This is a genomic window from Neopararhizobium haloflavum (assembly GCF_002750855.1).
Taxonomy (GTDB): domain Bacteria; phylum Pseudomonadota; class Alphaproteobacteria; order Rhizobiales; family Rhizobiaceae; genus Georhizobium; species Georhizobium haloflavum.
In genome coordinates this window covers 754,682-769,628 of record NZ_NWUC01000001.1, presented here as the reverse complement: position 1 = coordinate 769,628, position 14,947 = coordinate 754,682, and the positions used below count along the sequence as shown (strand labels likewise).

The following is a 14,947-nucleotide window of genomic DNA, read 5'->3' as shown; positions in this document are numbered from 1 at the left end:
ACAATCGAGCAGGAGCGCTGCCATGTCATCGACCAAGATCCTCTGGGGTCCGATCCTCACCGTCTTCTTGATCGTCCTCGCGACGATTTGGGGGGCGACGCAGTATGTCGCCTGGTCGCTCGGTTTCCAGCCGCAACTCGGCGAACCCTGGTTCATGCTCGCCGGCCGGCCGGTCTATCACCCACCAGCCTTCTTCTGGTGGTGGTACTTCTACGACGCTTATGCGCCCGACATCTTCGTGCGCGGCGCCTTCATCGCCGCGTCTGGTGGGTTCATCGCCATCGCCGTCGCGATCGCCATGTCCGTCCTGCGGGCGCGGGAGGCGTCGCGCGTCGACACCTATGGTTCGGCGCGCTGGGCCGACAGGCAGGAGATGCGGACCGCGGGTCTGCTCGGCACTGACGGCGTCGTGCTCGGCCGATACGATCGCTCCTATTTGCGCCATGACGGGCCGGAGCACGTGCTGTGCTTTGCCCCGACACGCTCGGGCAAGGGCGTCGGCCTGGTCGTTCCGTCGCTGCTCACCTGGCCGGGCTCGGCCATTGTTCACGATATCAAGGGCGAGAACTGGAAGCTCACCGCCGGCTTCCGCTCGATGCACGGTCGCGTCCTGCTCTTCGATCCGACCAACGCCAGATCATCTGCCTACAATCCGCTGCTGGAAGTCCGGCGAGGCGAATGGGAGGTGCGTGACGTCCAGAACATCGCCGACATCCTGGTCGATCCCGAGGGATCTCTGGAGAAGCGCAATCACTGGGAGAAGACGAGCCACTCACTGCTGGTCGGCGCGATCCTGCACGTGCTTTATGCCGAGGCCGACAAGACGCTGGCGGGTGTCGCCGCCTTTCTCTCCGATCCGAAACGCCCGATCGAGGCGACGCTCGCCGCCATGATGAAGACCGCGCATCTTGGCGATGCCGGAACGCATCCCGTTATCGCCAGCGCGGCGCGCGAGCTCTTGAACAAATCCGACAACGAGCGGTCGGGCGTCCTGTCCACCGCCATGTCGTTCCTCGGGCTCTATCGCGATCCCGTCGTCGCCGAGGTGACGCGGCGCTGCGATTGGCGGATTGCCGACATCGTCGGCGAAAAGCTGCCAGCCACGCTCTACCTCGTCGTGCCGCCGTCCGACATCAACCGCACCAAGCCGCTGATCCGGCTGATCCTCAATCAGATCGGGCGGCGCCTGACCGAGGAACTGGACGCGAAGACCGCGCGACACCGCCTGCTCCTGATGCTCGACGAGTTTCCGGCCCTCGGACGCCTCGACTTTTTCGAGAGCGCTCTCGCCTTCATGGCCGGCTATGGCCTGAAGGCCTTCCTGATCGCCCAATCGCTGAACCAGATCGAGAAGGCGTATGGGCCGAACAACTCCATCCTCGACAACTGCCACGTCCGCGTCAGCTTCGCGACGAACGACGAGCGGACGGCCAAGCGCGTCTCCGATGCGCTGGGCACCGCGACCGAAATGAAGGCAATGAAGAACTACGCCGGCCATCGCCTCTCTCCCTGGCTGGGACACCTCATGGTCTCTCGGTCGGAAACGGCGCGGCCGCTGCTGACGCCGGGCGAGATCATGCAACTCCCGCCAGCCGACGAGATCGTCCTGGCGGCCGGCACTCCGCCCATCCGGGCGAAGAAGGCGCGCTACTACGAGGACGATCGCTTCCGCGAGCGTGTCCTGCCGCCACCCAAACTCTGCGCCTTGGAGACTCCGCAATCCGACGACTGGACTGTGCTGCCGATCCCTGCGCGCCCGATCGGTGACTCCGCGCCAGTCACCTCCCAAGAGGATGCTGATGATCCGACCGCATCGGAGCGGCGCCGCCAGCCTGAATTGTGGCGTACCATGGCGGTTGAGAATGCTCGACCGGTCGAGAACGAATTCGAGATCGAGCAGGACGATGAAACCGAGGACGCGGCCATCCGCAACCGACGCCTCTCACGCGTCGTGCAGGGCATCGCGCGTCAGGTCTCGCTCGATCCGAATGACGGCATGGACCTCTGACCATGGCGGCGAGAAAGAAGAAAGCACAGATTTCCGTCTATCTCGACCCAGACATCATGGCGATGCTCGCCGACTTTGCGGCCCGGCGGGGTCAGTCGCGGTCGCTCGTGGCGGAAGCCGCACTCGCGTCCTTTCTGTCGCCCGATGGCGAGGAACGCCGGGAGGCGGCGATCGCTCGGCGCCTCGACCAGATCGACCGCCGCATGACGAGGATGGAACGCGATACCGGCATCTCGGTGGAAAGCCTCGCCGTGTTTATCCGCTTCTGGCTGGCGACCACGCCCGCTTTGCCGGAGCCTGCGGCGCAGGCGGCGCGCGCCAAGGCAGGCGAACGATACGAGAGGTTCGTCACCGCACTTGGCCGAAGGCTGGCAAAAGGGCCGAAGCTCAGCCAGGAAATCGCGGAAGATGTGGCTCCATCTGACCATTGAGGTCCTCCTCCAGCTAAGGAGGTGGCTTTTGGTGGGAAGCGGAATGGCAGCCTTCAAGCGGGTGAGCGAGAAAGCCGCCGTTCAATCAGCTTAGGCCGGCTGAAACCAGCGCACAGGACTAAGTCCCTCTCACGCAGCCCCTCGAGGGCCTTTTCAAGTCTTCGATAGCCTTCTCGAATGCATCGCGGAGCCACCCGGTTAGTTCCTCATTCTGTCCCCCGGCCCTGAACACGTCGCAGATGAGAACAGCCTTCCCGGCAAAGTCGAGCTGTAGGAGCACGCCAACCGGGTAAACAAAGCCTTGATCCGGGTGCGTAAGGCCCTCCAACTTAAAAATATCGTCATCGATATTATTGTTGTCCGAGAGCTTTATCTCCACCGCCAGCAGATTGGCCAAGGGTTCGCCTTTGATATGGACGAGGATGTCCGGCTCAATGTTCTTCGTTCCACCGCTGAGGCGCTGAAGGCGCTTCACGTCGTCACCGTGGCGATTGTATTCCGTATCCACCTCCCAGTTGGAGAAGTATTGTTCGAGGTTCACGGCAATCCGATGCATGATAGGACGTTCGCGGATCTTTAAGCGGCCATACCGCTCGTCGGCCATGAGCGGCATCGTGGAAGCCACCAGACCGGCCAAAATCTCACGGTCTTCCATGGTGCAGCCTATATCTTGAGCTGCTTGAAAAATGCTTCATTCCGCAGGCGTGCATCCTTCAGGACGTATTTGTAGCTAAGTGCCTGCACGAAGCAGCGATAGTCGGGATTATAGCCATAGAAACCGCCTCCTCCCGGAAGCGGTACATTTATCTGCGCGAGCTTAATCCATCTTCGCATGTTCGGGGTGAAATCGGCTATGATGTAGCAGAAGAAGGGCGTATTCGGCGTAACTTCCTGAATCTGGCCGCCGTTCTTGTCGAGGATGCGACCGCTCTGCAAATCTTCGATGTAGCCGTATATCTGAACGAAGGGGTTCTCCTCCTCGTCGTAATCAGTACGCACCGGCTTTTTGAATTCGACGATCACCACAGGCTGGTCAGTGCCAGGCCGGTGGTAGGCCGACCTCCCTGCAAAAAGCAATACGTCCGGGCGATCTGAGGAGGTATGCTCGGCGACGATTTTCTTTAGCGCTTTGTCGGACGCCCAGTATTCGTAATAGGTCAGCTTATCGTCCACAATCCAAAGATTGTGTTTATCGACGTGGACTTCCTTGTTGGTTACGCGCATCGGAACGATGAAGCTATGGAGTGCCTCCTCTGAATGATGCCTCATCGTGCCATCGGGCTTGTACTGAAGGCGCTTTTCGAGAAGGTCCAGCACGATCTTGCGGCGGACGGTGTAGTCCGCAAGGACGGAGAATTCATGCTCCGTAAGGCGGCCTAGCAACTCTGCAACACCCGTTTCTACGGGGTCTTCCTCCCGGGGCTCGGTTTTGGAAAGCACTTCAACCTTGCGCTCGATATCCCTATTGTCTCGGTAATCCAGCACCGCAAGATGCTGGTAAATCTGCTCGGCAGTGCGGAAATTTCGTGGCACGCTCGATACGACGAATTCTTTGGGATCATCGACGAGATATGCGTAGCGCGGATACTTCTTGATGACGGACTTGGTGATATCCGCCTGCTTCTGAATCACCCGGTCAATCTGGGCCGAGAGTACCTCACGGATAACCTCAAAGGTCCTCCGTTTAATGGTCTCAAGCGACTCGGCATCCAGGTCAAACGCCGTCCGCTCAGAATTTACGGAATCGTCGAAGATTTTGCCTGAAAGGACGCCGGCATAGGCGTAGGAGCGCCTGTCTCTATCAATGTAGGTTACAAGTCCAAGCGCCAAGCCGATATCTACCTCGGTAACGACGCGACCATGTGCGGCGAGGTAGATTTTGTGAGCAGCCTTGCCCTCGACGACCGACTTCTCAAGCAGATTATGTTCCAGCTCAATCGTGATTTCGTCGTTTATGGTGAGCGAGATAGAGCTGAGCGCCAGCTCCTTTTCTTTCAGGTATTCGCTAAGCTCAATAAGGTCTGCCGCGCCCTCGATAGTGATCGTAGGTCTTACAGGCGACATGAGGTAGGGAAGAAAGTGCGCTACGACCTTGCGTACGATGGTGTCGAACTTGGTCGGGAAATGCTTGGCATATTCCGCTTTCATGCGCCGAAGGATTACGGTCGTACCGGGATCAATGCCACTGACAACTTCCACTGAGTAATCTGCCAAGGGCTTCTCATTATCGAGTACAAGCGTGAAAGAGCGCCTTAGCAGATCACCGTCCTGCACGTAATGACTAGCGACATGAGCTTCGGCGAACACTTTCAACCATGAGAGGCGCCCGAGGCCCTTGCCCCCGCGAGATTCCTTGTGGTCGCTGTCATAGGTTTTGAAAGAGTTGAAATTGTCCTTGTTCAGGCCAATGCCGTTGTCCCGAATCTCAATGGATGGATTGGTCGATTCTAGGTCGATAAGCGAAATATTGATCTTGCCGCGGGTTGCCCATTCTTCGCCGAAGCGATCTTGAATAGCATGAAGTGCGTTGTAGATGGCTTCCCAAAGCGGAACCAACGAATTGGATGGGGTTGATGGTCCGAGTGCGAGATTATGCACGCGCCTGATTAGATTCGCCTGGAATGTAGTGTCATCGATCATCAGCTTTCCCCCTCTGACTACAAATCAGATGTCGGGAACCCTGCCAAGGCATCTCTGGGTTGAACGGAGCCAAAACATCGAATCTCACCGGAACCCAGTGTCCCCCAAGAATCCGCTCCGCAAATGGTCCGGCCGCGGCATTCCCCAACTGTCTGCTTAAGCGTTGCGTGTGATAGCAGTGGACTCGGATATCGGCCCCGCTCAAACGGCAATTGATGCGCAACGAACGGCAAGTTTTGGGCGATGACCGCAGAGGGCTAAACGGCGACAATGGGGTCGAAAGCAGATCAATGGGCCGCCAAGCTGATTCAATTCGAGCGGTCGATTAAGCGGGCCAGGCCGCCGCCTTCCAGTCTTTGCACGCCACGCTACTACGCTTCAGAATTTCTATTGAAACGGCCGGACTTCGGCCTCTCTTAATCGATCCCGATCCGGGGATCCACCGTCGCGTCCCCGCCAGAAGCCGGGGCCGACATGATCGCCAAACACCACAGTCCACCAGCCATCCAGCGCGGCGCACGCATGTTGCGCACGGCACTCGGTCCGGCCATCGCGCGGTTTCTCGAAGACCCGGCCGTGGTCGAGGTGATGCTGAACCCGGACGGGCGGTTGTGGATCGACCGCCTGTCCGAAGGGCTTTCCGATACGGGCGAGCGCCTGTCCGCCGCCGATGGCGAGCGCATCGTGCGCCTCGTCGCGCACCATGTCGGCGCGGAGGTTCACGCTCGCAGCCCACGCGTCTCTGCCGAGTTGCCGGAAACCGGCGAGCGGTTCGAGGGGCTGTTGCCACCCGTCGTCGCCGCGCCGGCCTTCGCCATCCGCAAACCGGCCGTCGCGGTCTTCACCCTCGACGACTACATCGCCGCCGGGATCATGTCAGGCGATCAGGCGTCGAGCCTGCGCGACGCCGTCGCGTCCCGCGCCAACATGCTCGTGGCGGGCGGCACCTCGACCGGCAAGACGACGCTGACCAACGCGTTGCTCGCCGAAGTGGCGAAGACGGCCGATCGCGTCGTCATCATCGAAGACACGCGCGAGCTGCAATGCGCCGCGCCCAATCTCGTCGCCATGCGCACCAAGGATGGCGTCGCCACGCTTTCCGATCTGGTCCGCTCGTCGCTGCGCCTGCGCCCCGACCGCATCCCCATCGGCGAAGTGCGCGGTCCCGAAGCCCTCGACCTGCTCAAGGCCTGGGGCACCGGCCATCCCGGCGGCATTGGCACCATCCATGCCGGCTCCGGCATCGGCGCGCTGCGCCGCCTGGAACAGCTCATCCAGGAAGCCGTCGTAACGGTCCCGCGCGCGCTGATCGCCGAGACCATCGACCTCGTCGCCGTCCTTGCCGGCCGTGGCTCCGCGCGCCGATTGGTGGAACTCGCCCGCGTCGAAGGGCTCGGCCCGGACGGCGACTACCGCATCATCCCAGCCATTGTCAGGACAGGAGACCCTTCATGATCCGCATCGTCTCGCGCGGCACGCGCAATATTGCGACTGTCGCCTCCACCCTCGTCATCAGCCTGATGCTCGCGCCCGCTGCCCGCGCATCCGGGTCGTCGATGCCGTGGGAACAGCCGCTGGAACAAATCCTCCAGTCCATCGAGGGACCGGTCGCCAAGATCATGGCCGTGATCATCATTATCATCACCGGCCTGACGCTGGCCTTCGGCGACACGGGCGGCGGTTTCCGCAAGCTGATCCAGATCGTCTTCGGACTCAGCATCGCGTTCGCGGCATCGAGCTTCTTCCTGTCGTTCTTCTCCTTCGGCGGCGGGGCGCTCGTCTGATGGCGGGCGGTCTCGAACAGCTCGACGCGGTGCCGGGTTTCACCGTTCCGGTCCACAGGGCGCTGACCGAGCACATCCTGCTCGGCGGCGCGCCGCGCGCCATCGCCATCCTGAACGGCACGCTGGCCGGGGCCGTGGGCCTCGGCCTGCGCCTCTGGCTGGTCGGCCTCGCCATCTGGGCCATCGGCCATGTCGCGGCGGTGTGGGCGGCGAAGCGCGATCCGCTGTTTGTCGAGGTCGGGCGGCGGCATCTGCGCATCCCCGGTCATTTGTCGGTGTGAGGGCAGAGCGATGATGAACCTGTCCGAATACCGCCGCACTGCCGCGCGTCTCGCCGACTATCTGCCCTGGGCCGCGCTGGTCGGCTCCGGCGTCGTCTTGAACAAGGACGGCTCGTTCCAGAGGACGGCGAAGTTTCGTGGTCCCGATCTGGATTCCGCCGTCGCGGCCGAACTGGTCGCCGTCGCCGGGCGCATCAACAATGCCGTGCGCCGCCTCGGCTCCGGCTGGTCGCTCTTCGTCGAAGCGCAACGTTCGGAGGCGGCGACCTATCCCGACAGTGTGTTTCCCGATCCTGCCTCCGCGCTGGTCGATGCCGAGCGGAAAGCCGGGTTCGAGGAAGCCGGCACGCATTTCGTGTCGGGCTATTTTCTCACTTTGCTCTATTTGCCGCCCGCCGAGGAAGCCGCGCGTGCGGAATCCTGGCTCTACGAGGGCCGTGAGCAATCCGGCGTCGATCCATGGCAAGCCCTGCGCGGCTTTGCGGATCGCACCGACCGCGTGCTGGCGCTGCTCGACGGCTTCATGCCGGAATGCCGCTGGCTCGATGACGGCGAGACGCTGACCTATCTGCATTCCACTATCTCGACCAATCGGCATCGCGTGCGGGTGCCCGAGGTGCCGATGCACCTCGACGCGCTGCTTGCCGACCAGCCGCTGACAGGCGGGCTGGAGCCGCGTCTCGGCGACCATCATCTCCGCGTCCTCACCATCACCGGGTTCCCCACCGCGACGACGCCCGGCCTTCTCGACGAGATGAACCGGCTGCCGTTCCCGTATCGCTGGAGCACCCGCGCGATCCTCATCGACAAGACCGATGCGACACGGCTGCTCACCAGGATCAGGCGGCAGTGGTTCGCCAAGCGCAAGTCCATCGCGGCGATCCTGAAAGAGGTGATGACCAACGAGCAATCGGTGCTTGTCGATACCGACGCGGCGAACAAGGCGCTCGACGCCGACATGGCGTTGCAGGAACTCGGCGCCGACATGGCGGGCATGGCCTATGTCACCACCACGGTGACGGTGTGGGACGCCGATCCACGCATCGCCGACGAGAAATTGCGGCTGGTCGAGAAGATCATCCAGGGTCGCGACTTCACCGCCATGGCCGAGACCGTCAACGCGGTGGATGCCTGGCTCGGCTCGCTGCCCGGCCATGCCTACGCGAACGTCCGTCAGCCACCCATCAGCACACTGAATCTCGCCCACATGATCCCGCTTTCGGCGGTGTGGGCGGGGCCGGAACGGGACGAGCATTTCGGTGCCCCCTCTCTGCTCTTTGGAAAGACCGAAGGCTCAACCCCGTTCCGGTTGTCTTTGCATGTCGGCGATGTGGGCCACACCCTCGTCGTCGGCCCGACCGGCGCCGGCAAGTCCGTGCTGCTCGCGCTCATGGCGCTCCAGTTTCGCCGCTACGAGGGCAGCCAGGTCTTCGCGTTTGATTTCGGCGGCAGCATTCGTGCCGCCGCCCTCGCCATGGGCGGCGACTGGCACGATCTGGGCGGCAACAGTGCCGCCGCGCCGCCCGTGGACGAGGCCGACCCGATCGACCGCGCGCTGGCCGCGCTCGATCCTCTCTATGACGGCGTCGCGCTCCAGCCGCTCGCCCGCATCCAGGATACCCATGAACGCGCCTGGGCCGCCGATTGGATCGTCGCGATCCTCATGCGCGAAGGCGTTTCGATCACGCCCGAGGTGAAGGAGCATATCTGGACGGCGCTGACCTCGCTTGCGTCCGCGCCGGTCGGGGAACGCACGATCACCGGCCTCGCCGTCCTCCTGCAATCCAACGACCTCAAGCAGGCCCTTCGACCCTATTGCGTCGGCGGCGCCTATGGCCGGTTGCTTGACGCCGAGACCGAGTACCTGGGCAGTTCGGACGTGCAGGCGTTCGAGATCGAGGGGCTGGTCGGGACCGGAGCGGCTCCGGCCGTGCTCGCTTATCTCTTCCACCGCATCGGCGACCGACTCGACGGGCGGCCGACGCTGCTCATCATCGACGAGGGTTGGCTTGCGCTGGACGACGAGGGTTTCGCCGGCCAGCTCCGTGAATGGCTGAAGACGCTCAGGAAGAAGAACGCCAGCGTCGTCTTCGCCACGCAAAGCCTGTCCGACATCGACGGCAGCGCCATTGCGCCGGCCATCATCGAGAGCTGCCCGACGCGGCTCTTGCTGCCAAACGAGCGCGCCATCGAGCCGCAGATCACGGCGATCTACCGCCGCTTCGGTCTCAACGACCGGCAGATAGAAATCCTCGCGCGGGCGACGCCCAAGCGGGACTATTACTGCCAGTCGCGGCGCGGCAACCGCCTGTTCGAGCTGGGGCTGTCCGAAGTCGGGCTCGCGCTCTGCGCTGCATCTTCCAAGACCGACCAGACCCGCATTGCCCAACTTGTCGCTGAGCACGGCCGCGATGGTTTCCTCGCCGCCTGGCTGCGCGAGCGCGGCGTCGCCTGGGCGGCCGAGCTGATCCCCAACCTCACCAATCTCGCCGACCGGTCGGAACCCGCCGCGCCGGTCGCGTCGGATACGGCCCCGCCAACACAGGAGACCCTTCCATGACAAACATTGGTATTTCCCGTTTCGCCAGCGCCTCGGCTTTCGCGCTGGCGCTCGCCGGCGCGAGCGCGTTGTCGCCCATGCTGGCGAGCCCGACCCACGCGCAATTCGGCTTTGGCCGGATCGTCTATGATCCGTCGAACTATGCGCAAAACGTTCTCACGGCAGCGCGCACGCTGGAGCAGATCAACAACCAGATCACCTCGCTCCAGAACGAGGCGCAGATGCTCATCAATCAGGCCCGCAATTTAGCAAACCTGCCGCATTCCTCGCTCCAGCAGCTCCAGCAGAGTGTCCAGCGCACGCAGCAGCTTTTGGGCGAGGCGCAGAACATCGCCTTCGAGGTCGGCCAGATCGACCAGGCATTCCAGAGCCAATATGGCAACGTCTCTTTGTCGGCCACAGACCAGCAGCTCGTCGCGGGTGCACGTTCGCGCTGGGAGAACACCGTCGGCGGCTTGCAGGACGCCATGCGCGTCCAGGCCGGCGTCGTCGGCAACATCGACGGCAACCGCACCGAGATGTCGACGCTCGTCGGCCAGAGCCAGAATGCTGCCGGCGCGTTGCAAGCCACGCAGGCCGGCAACCAGCTCCTCGCCCTCCAGTCGCAGCAATTGTCCGACCTGGTCGCACTGATCTCGGTCAATGGCCGCGCCGACGCCTTGACCGAGGCCGAGCGCGCGACGGCCGCCGAGCAGGGTCGCATACAGCGCGAGCGCTTCCTGACGCCCGGCGCCGGCTACCAGCCGGGCAATGCCCGGATGTTCAACAGCGGCAACTGAGCGCGGGGGACACCAGGATGGACGGCAAGATGCTGGCCCGGCTCGGAGCCGTGGTGTTCGTCGCGATTGCCCTGACCGTGGCCGCAATCGATAGGACACGCCAGGAGGACGCGCCCGTCGCAAGATCAGCGCCGGCGATCGAGCCGCCCGTCGACCCGCTGCGCGACGAACAACGCCGCTGCCAGCAGCTCGGCGAAGCCGCCGCCGGCGATGCCGAATGCCTGCGCGTCTGGGCCGAGACCCGCGACCGCTTCCTCGGCCGCACACCTCCTCCCATCGCGCCGCAATCCAGCGAAGGACGATAGGCACATGGGTGATACGGGCGTCATCGACGATTTCCTCGGGGTCTTCACCTCCTACATCGACAGCGGTTTCGGCCTGCTCGGCGGCGAGGTCGCGTTTATTGCCACGACGCTGATCGTCATCGACGTAACGCTCGCCGCTTTGTTCTGGGCTTGGGGCGCGGATGACGACATCATCGCGCGGCTCGTCAAGAAGACCCTGTTCGTCGGCGTCTTCGCCTACATCATCTCCAACTGGAACAACCTCGCCCGGATCGTCTTCGATTCGTTCGCCGGCCTCGGCCTGATGGCGTCCGGCACGGGCTTTTCCGTCGAAGATTTGATGCGACCCGGCCGCGTCGCGCAGACCGGGCTCGACGCCGGCCGTCCGCTGATCGAATCCATTTCCGACCTGATGGGATGGATCGCGTTCTTCGAGAACTTCATCCAAATCGCCTGCCTGCTGTTCGCCTGGGCGCTGGTGGTGCTGGCCTTCTTCATCCTCGCCATCCAGCTTTTCGTGACGCTGATCGAGTTCAAGCTGACGACGCTCGCCGGCTTCGTGCTGATCCCCTTCGGTCTGTTCGGCAAGACCGCCTTCCTGGCCGAGCGTGTGCTCGGCAATGTCGTCTCCTCCGGCATCAAGGTTCTGGTGCTCGCCGTCATCATCGGCATCGGCTCGACCCTCTTCGATCGGTTCACGGCCGGGTTCGGCGGTCAGACCCCGACGATCGACGAGGCGATGGCCATCGTGCTCGCCGCGCTGTCGCTGCTCGGCCTCGGCATCTTCGGTCCCGGCATCGCCAACGGCATCGTCTCCGGCGGGCCGCAGCTCGGCGCCGGCTCCGCAGTCGGAACCGGCCTTGCGGTCGGCGGTGCCGCCGTCGCGGCCGGAGGAGCGGGTATGCTCGCCGCGAAGGGAGGTTCGGCTGCGCTTTCCGGCGGTGCGGCGGTCGTACGGGGCGGCGTCGCTACCGCAGGCGGTGTGTCCGCCGCCTATACGCTCGGCGCGATGGGCCAGTCCGGCACCGCCGGCGTCGCATCCGGGCTTGGCGGCGTCGCCCGCGCCGCAGGCTCCGCCGCCGTCTCACCCTTGAAGCGCGCAACGTCGAATGCCGGCGAGAGCATCAGGTCAAGCTTTTCTGACGGCGCGCGCAGCGTGATGGGCGTCAAAGGCGCGGCGTCTTCCAATCTGGGCGATAGCGCGGCTTCCGCCACACCCCTCACCCACGGCCAGCCCGCCTGGGCGCAGCGGATGCAGCGCTCCCAGGCCATGGGCCGGGGCGTCACGCTCGCCGCGCACGCCGTTCGTTCCGGCGACAGCCACGGCTCCGGTTCCTCCATCAACCTTTCCGAAAGCGACCGTTCATGAACATCTTCAAACGACCCGCGACCCATTACGGCAAATCGCCCGAACCCGAGACGCCCTACCAGAAGGCCGCTCAAGTCTGGGACGAACGCATCGGTTCCGCTCGCGTCCAGGCGAGGAACTGGCGGCTGATGGCGTTCGGTTCGCTGGTCCTGTCGGCCGGCTTCGCCTCTGCGCTCGTTTGGCAATCGGCGCGCGGGACGGTCGTGCCCTGGGTCGTGCAGGTCGACAATCTCGGCCAGGCACAGACCGTCGCACCGGCCGTGGCCGACTATCGCCCGACCGATCCGCAGGTCGCCTGGCATCTCGGCCGCTTCATCGAGCAGGTCCGCGCGATCCCGGCCGACGCCATCATTGTCCGCCAGAACTGGCTGCGCGCCTACGAGTTCACCACGGATCGCGGCGCGGCGGCTCTCAACGACCACGCCCGCGCCAACGACCCGTTCACCAAGGTCGGCCGGCAGCAGATCGCCGTCGAGGTGTCGAGCGTCATCCGGGCCTCGCCCGACAGTTTTCGCGTCGCGTGGACGGAGCGCCATTACGAGAACGGCCAGCTTTCCACGACCGAGCGATGGACAGCGATCCTGACCATCGTGATCCAGGCGCCGCGCGACGCCGAGCGCCTGCGCGCCAATCCGCTCGGCATCTACGTCAATGCGATTTCCTGGTCGCGGGAGATGAGCCAATGAAGACGATCACCCACACACCCGCCGTTGCGGCCGTACTGCTTTCGGCGACCATGCTGGCTGGCTGCGCCACCTACAAGCCGCCGCAGTTCAGCTACGACGCCGACGTGCCGCCGCTGCCCGTGGTGCAGACGGCCGTCACCGATGACACACCCCGGCCGCTGCACACCCCGCCGGCCTGGACGGTCGCACGCGGCGGACAGGCCGCCAACACGCCGGCCGGCCGTGTCGAAAACGCCAACACTGCCGCCCGTATCGAGCCGCGCCGCGAGGGCTATCACAACGCCATCCAGATCTATCCATGGTCGGAAGGCGCGCTCTATCAGGTCTATGCCGCGCCCGGCCAGATCACGACGATCGCGCTGGAGCCCGGCGAGAGCCTGACCGGCGCGGGACCGATCGCGGCCGGCGATACCGCTCGCTGGATCATCGGCGACACCGAGAGCGGTTCAGGCCCGGCTCGGCGCGCCCATATCCTGGTCAAGCCGACGCGGCCGGACATCTCCACCAATCTCGTCGTCACCACCGACCGGCGCATCTACATGATCGAGTTGCACGCTGGCGACGATCCGTACATGCCGGCCGTCGCCTGGGCTTATCCAGCCCCGCCAGCCAGCCAGCGCCAGACGGTCCCGGCCGCACCTAGCATTCCGGACGAAGCCGCGCGCAATTATCGCTACGGCTTGTCTGGCGACAGCCCGCCATGGCGGCCGATCTCCGTCTTTGACGATGGCCGCCGCGTCTATGTCGTCTTCCCACGCGGCATCGTGCAAGGCGAGATGCCGCCCATCTTCGTGCTCGGCGCGGACGGCGAGCCGCAGATCGTCAATTCCCGTATCCACCAGAACGTCCTGATCGTGGACCGGCTGTTCGGCGCTGCCGAGCTGCGCCTGGGCGGCGGCGACCGCCAGCAGATCGTCAGGATCGTCCGCATCGACCCGACGCGAGCAACAACCGCGCAACCCGCAGCGACCGGAGATGCCCCGTCATGACCGACACCAATGCCACGATGGACACCGCTGCACCCATGCGCCTGCGCGCCGAACCGCCGCGCGTCACACGCCTGTCCCGAAAGATGCTCGCTGGCGTCGGCGCCGTCGCCTTGCTCGGCATCGGCGGCGCGCTGATCTACGCGCTCCAGAGCCGCGATGCGGGACCGGGCGGCGGAGAACTCTATTCGACCGAGAACCGGCCCACGCCGGACGGGCTCTCCGGCCTGCCACGCGACTATACCGGTACTGTGCTAGGCCCCGCGCTGCCCGGCGACCTCGGCCGCCCTATTCTCGACGCGCAGAACCGAGGCCAGCCGGTCGCGCCGCCCGTTATCGCGACGCCGGCCGTCGATCCCGACGAGGAACGCCGGCGCGCGGAGGAAGAAGCCGCGCGCCTGAGCAATGTATTCTTCCAAGCAGGCTCGCGCGGAGGAGCCGTCCCCGGCGCGACCATGTCCGGCCTTGCCGGTCTCGACCTTGGCGGCCAGACGGTGACGCAGGACAGGCATTCCGCGTTCCTGGGCGCGCCGGTCGACCGCCAGACCGTCTCGGCCGATCGCGTCATGCCGCCGGCATCGCCCTATATCCTGCAGGCCGGATCGGTCATTCCCGCCGCGATGATCACCGGCATCCGCTCCGATCTGCCCGGCCAGATCACCGCGCAGGTGACGGAAAACGTCTATGACAGCCCGACCGGCAGCCTGCTCCTGATCCCGCAAGGCACGCGCCTCATCGGCCAGTACGATGACGGCGTCAGCTTCGGCCAGCGCCGTGTCCTGCTCGTCTGGAACCGCCTGATCCTGCCCGATGGTCGATCCATCGTGCTCGAGCGCCTGCCGGGCGCCGACGCCAGCGGCTATGCCGGGCTCGAGGACGGCGTCGATTCCCATTGGTGGGATCTGATGAAGGCCGCCGGGCTCTCGACCTTGCTTGGTGTTGGCACGGAGCTGGCGACCAGCGACGAGGACCGGCTGATCAGCGCCATCCGCGACGGGGCGCAGGACACCATCAACCAGGCCGGCCAGCAGATCATCCAGCGCCAGTTGCAGGTCGCGCCCACCCTCACCATCCGGCCGGGCTTCCCGGTCCGCGTCATTGTGACCCGTGACCTCGTATTCGAGAACGCAGGAGACTGA

General features: G+C 64.4%; 14 protein-coding genes. 12 read left to right on the top strand and 2 right to left on the bottom strand.

The window, feature by feature from the left end; translation table 11 throughout:
• Nucleotides 1–22 precede the first annotated feature (22 nt).
• A complete protein-coding gene (locus CN673_RS03975; RefSeq protein ID WP_099864884.1) occupies nucleotides 23–2,008 on the top strand; it encodes a conjugal transfer protein TraG in 1,986 nt (661 codons plus the stop codon).
• A 2-nt stretch (nucleotides 2,009–2,010) separates the two neighbouring features.
• The gene (locus CN673_RS03970) at nucleotides 2,011–2,439 is read left to right on the top strand and encodes a CopG family transcriptional regulator (RefSeq protein ID WP_099864883.1); all 429 of its coding nucleotides are present in this window, start codon (nucleotides 2,011–2,013) and stop codon (nucleotides 2,437–2,439) included.
• A gap of 118 nt (nucleotides 2,440–2,557) precedes the next feature.
• On the opposite strand, the gene CN673_RS03965 is transcribed toward CN673_RS03970, so the two are convergent.
• Nucleotides 2,558–3,094: a hypothetical protein gene (locus CN673_RS03965; RefSeq protein ID WP_099864882.1), complete on the bottom strand. Its 537-nt coding sequence runs from the start codon at nucleotides 3,092–3,094 to the stop codon at nucleotides 2,558–2,560.
• A gap of 8 nt (nucleotides 3,095–3,102) precedes the next feature.
• On the bottom strand, nucleotides 3,103–5,079 hold the full coding sequence (locus tag CN673_RS03960; protein WP_099864881.1) for an HSP90 family protein: 1,977 nt from the start codon (nucleotides 5,077–5,079) through the stop codon (nucleotides 3,103–3,105).
• A gap of 474 nt (nucleotides 5,080–5,553) precedes the next feature.
• Between CN673_RS03960 and trbB the strand changes: the two genes are divergently transcribed.
• From trbB to CN673_RS03910, 10 genes are read left to right on the top strand one after another with little or no spacing between them, the layout of a single operon-like run.
• Nucleotides 5,554–6,534, top strand: coding sequence for a P-type conjugative transfer ATPase TrbB (gene trbB / locus CN673_RS03955; protein ID WP_099864880.1), 981 nt, complete (start codon nucleotides 5,554–5,556; stop codon nucleotides 6,532–6,534).
• Nucleotides 6,531–6,863: a TrbC/VirB2 family type IV secretion system protein gene (locus tag CN673_RS03950; protein WP_099864879.1), complete on the top strand. Its 333-nt coding sequence runs from the start codon at nucleotides 6,531–6,533 to the stop codon at nucleotides 6,861–6,863. Before trbB ends, CN673_RS03950 begins: the two co-directional genes overlap by 4 nt.
• Nucleotides 6,863–7,144 carry a VirB3 family type IV secretion system protein gene (locus CN673_RS03945; RefSeq protein WP_099864878.1) on the top strand — a complete coding sequence of 94 codons (282 nt, stop codon included), beginning with the start codon at nucleotides 6,863–6,865 and terminating at the stop codon, nucleotides 7,142–7,144. Before CN673_RS03950 ends, CN673_RS03945 begins: the two co-directional genes overlap by 1 nt.
• 10 nt (nucleotides 7,145–7,154) lie before the next feature.
• Nucleotides 7,155–9,704, top strand: coding sequence for a conjugal transfer protein TrbE (gene trbE / locus CN673_RS03940; RefSeq protein ID WP_099864877.1), 2,550 nt, complete (start codon nucleotides 7,155–7,157; stop codon nucleotides 9,702–9,704).
• The gene (trbJ, locus tag CN673_RS03935) at nucleotides 9,701–10,483 is read left to right on the top strand and encodes a P-type conjugative transfer protein TrbJ (protein ID WP_099864876.1); all 783 of its coding nucleotides are present in this window, start codon (nucleotides 9,701–9,703) and stop codon (nucleotides 10,481–10,483) included. Before trbE ends, trbJ begins: the two co-directional genes overlap by 4 nt.
• 17 nt (nucleotides 10,484–10,500) lie before the next feature.
• The gene (gene trbK-alt / locus CN673_RS03930) at nucleotides 10,501–10,788 is read left to right on the top strand and encodes a putative entry exclusion protein TrbK-alt (RefSeq protein WP_099864875.1); all 288 of its coding nucleotides are present in this window, start codon (nucleotides 10,501–10,503) and stop codon (nucleotides 10,786–10,788) included.
• A 4-nt stretch (nucleotides 10,789–10,792) separates the two neighbouring features.
• Entirely contained in the window at nucleotides 10,793–12,136 is a 1,344-nt protein-coding gene (gene trbL / locus CN673_RS03925) for a P-type conjugative transfer protein TrbL (RefSeq protein WP_099864874.1), read from the top strand.
• Nucleotides 12,133–12,822: a conjugal transfer protein TrbF gene (trbF, locus tag CN673_RS03920; RefSeq protein ID WP_099864873.1), complete on the top strand. Its 690-nt coding sequence runs from the start codon at nucleotides 12,133–12,135 to the stop codon at nucleotides 12,820–12,822. The genes trbL and trbF overlap by 4 nt, the downstream gene beginning before the upstream one ends.
• On the top strand, nucleotides 12,819–13,811 hold the full coding sequence (gene trbG / locus CN673_RS03915; protein WP_099864872.1) for a P-type conjugative transfer protein TrbG: 993 nt from the start codon (nucleotides 12,819–12,821) through the stop codon (nucleotides 13,809–13,811). Before trbF ends, trbG begins: the two co-directional genes overlap by 4 nt.
• Nucleotides 13,808–14,947: a TraB/TrbI/VirB10 family type IV secretion system protein gene (locus CN673_RS03910; protein ID WP_099864871.1), complete on the top strand. Its 1,140-nt coding sequence runs from the start codon at nucleotides 13,808–13,810 to the stop codon at nucleotides 14,945–14,947. Before trbG ends, CN673_RS03910 begins: the two co-directional genes overlap by 4 nt.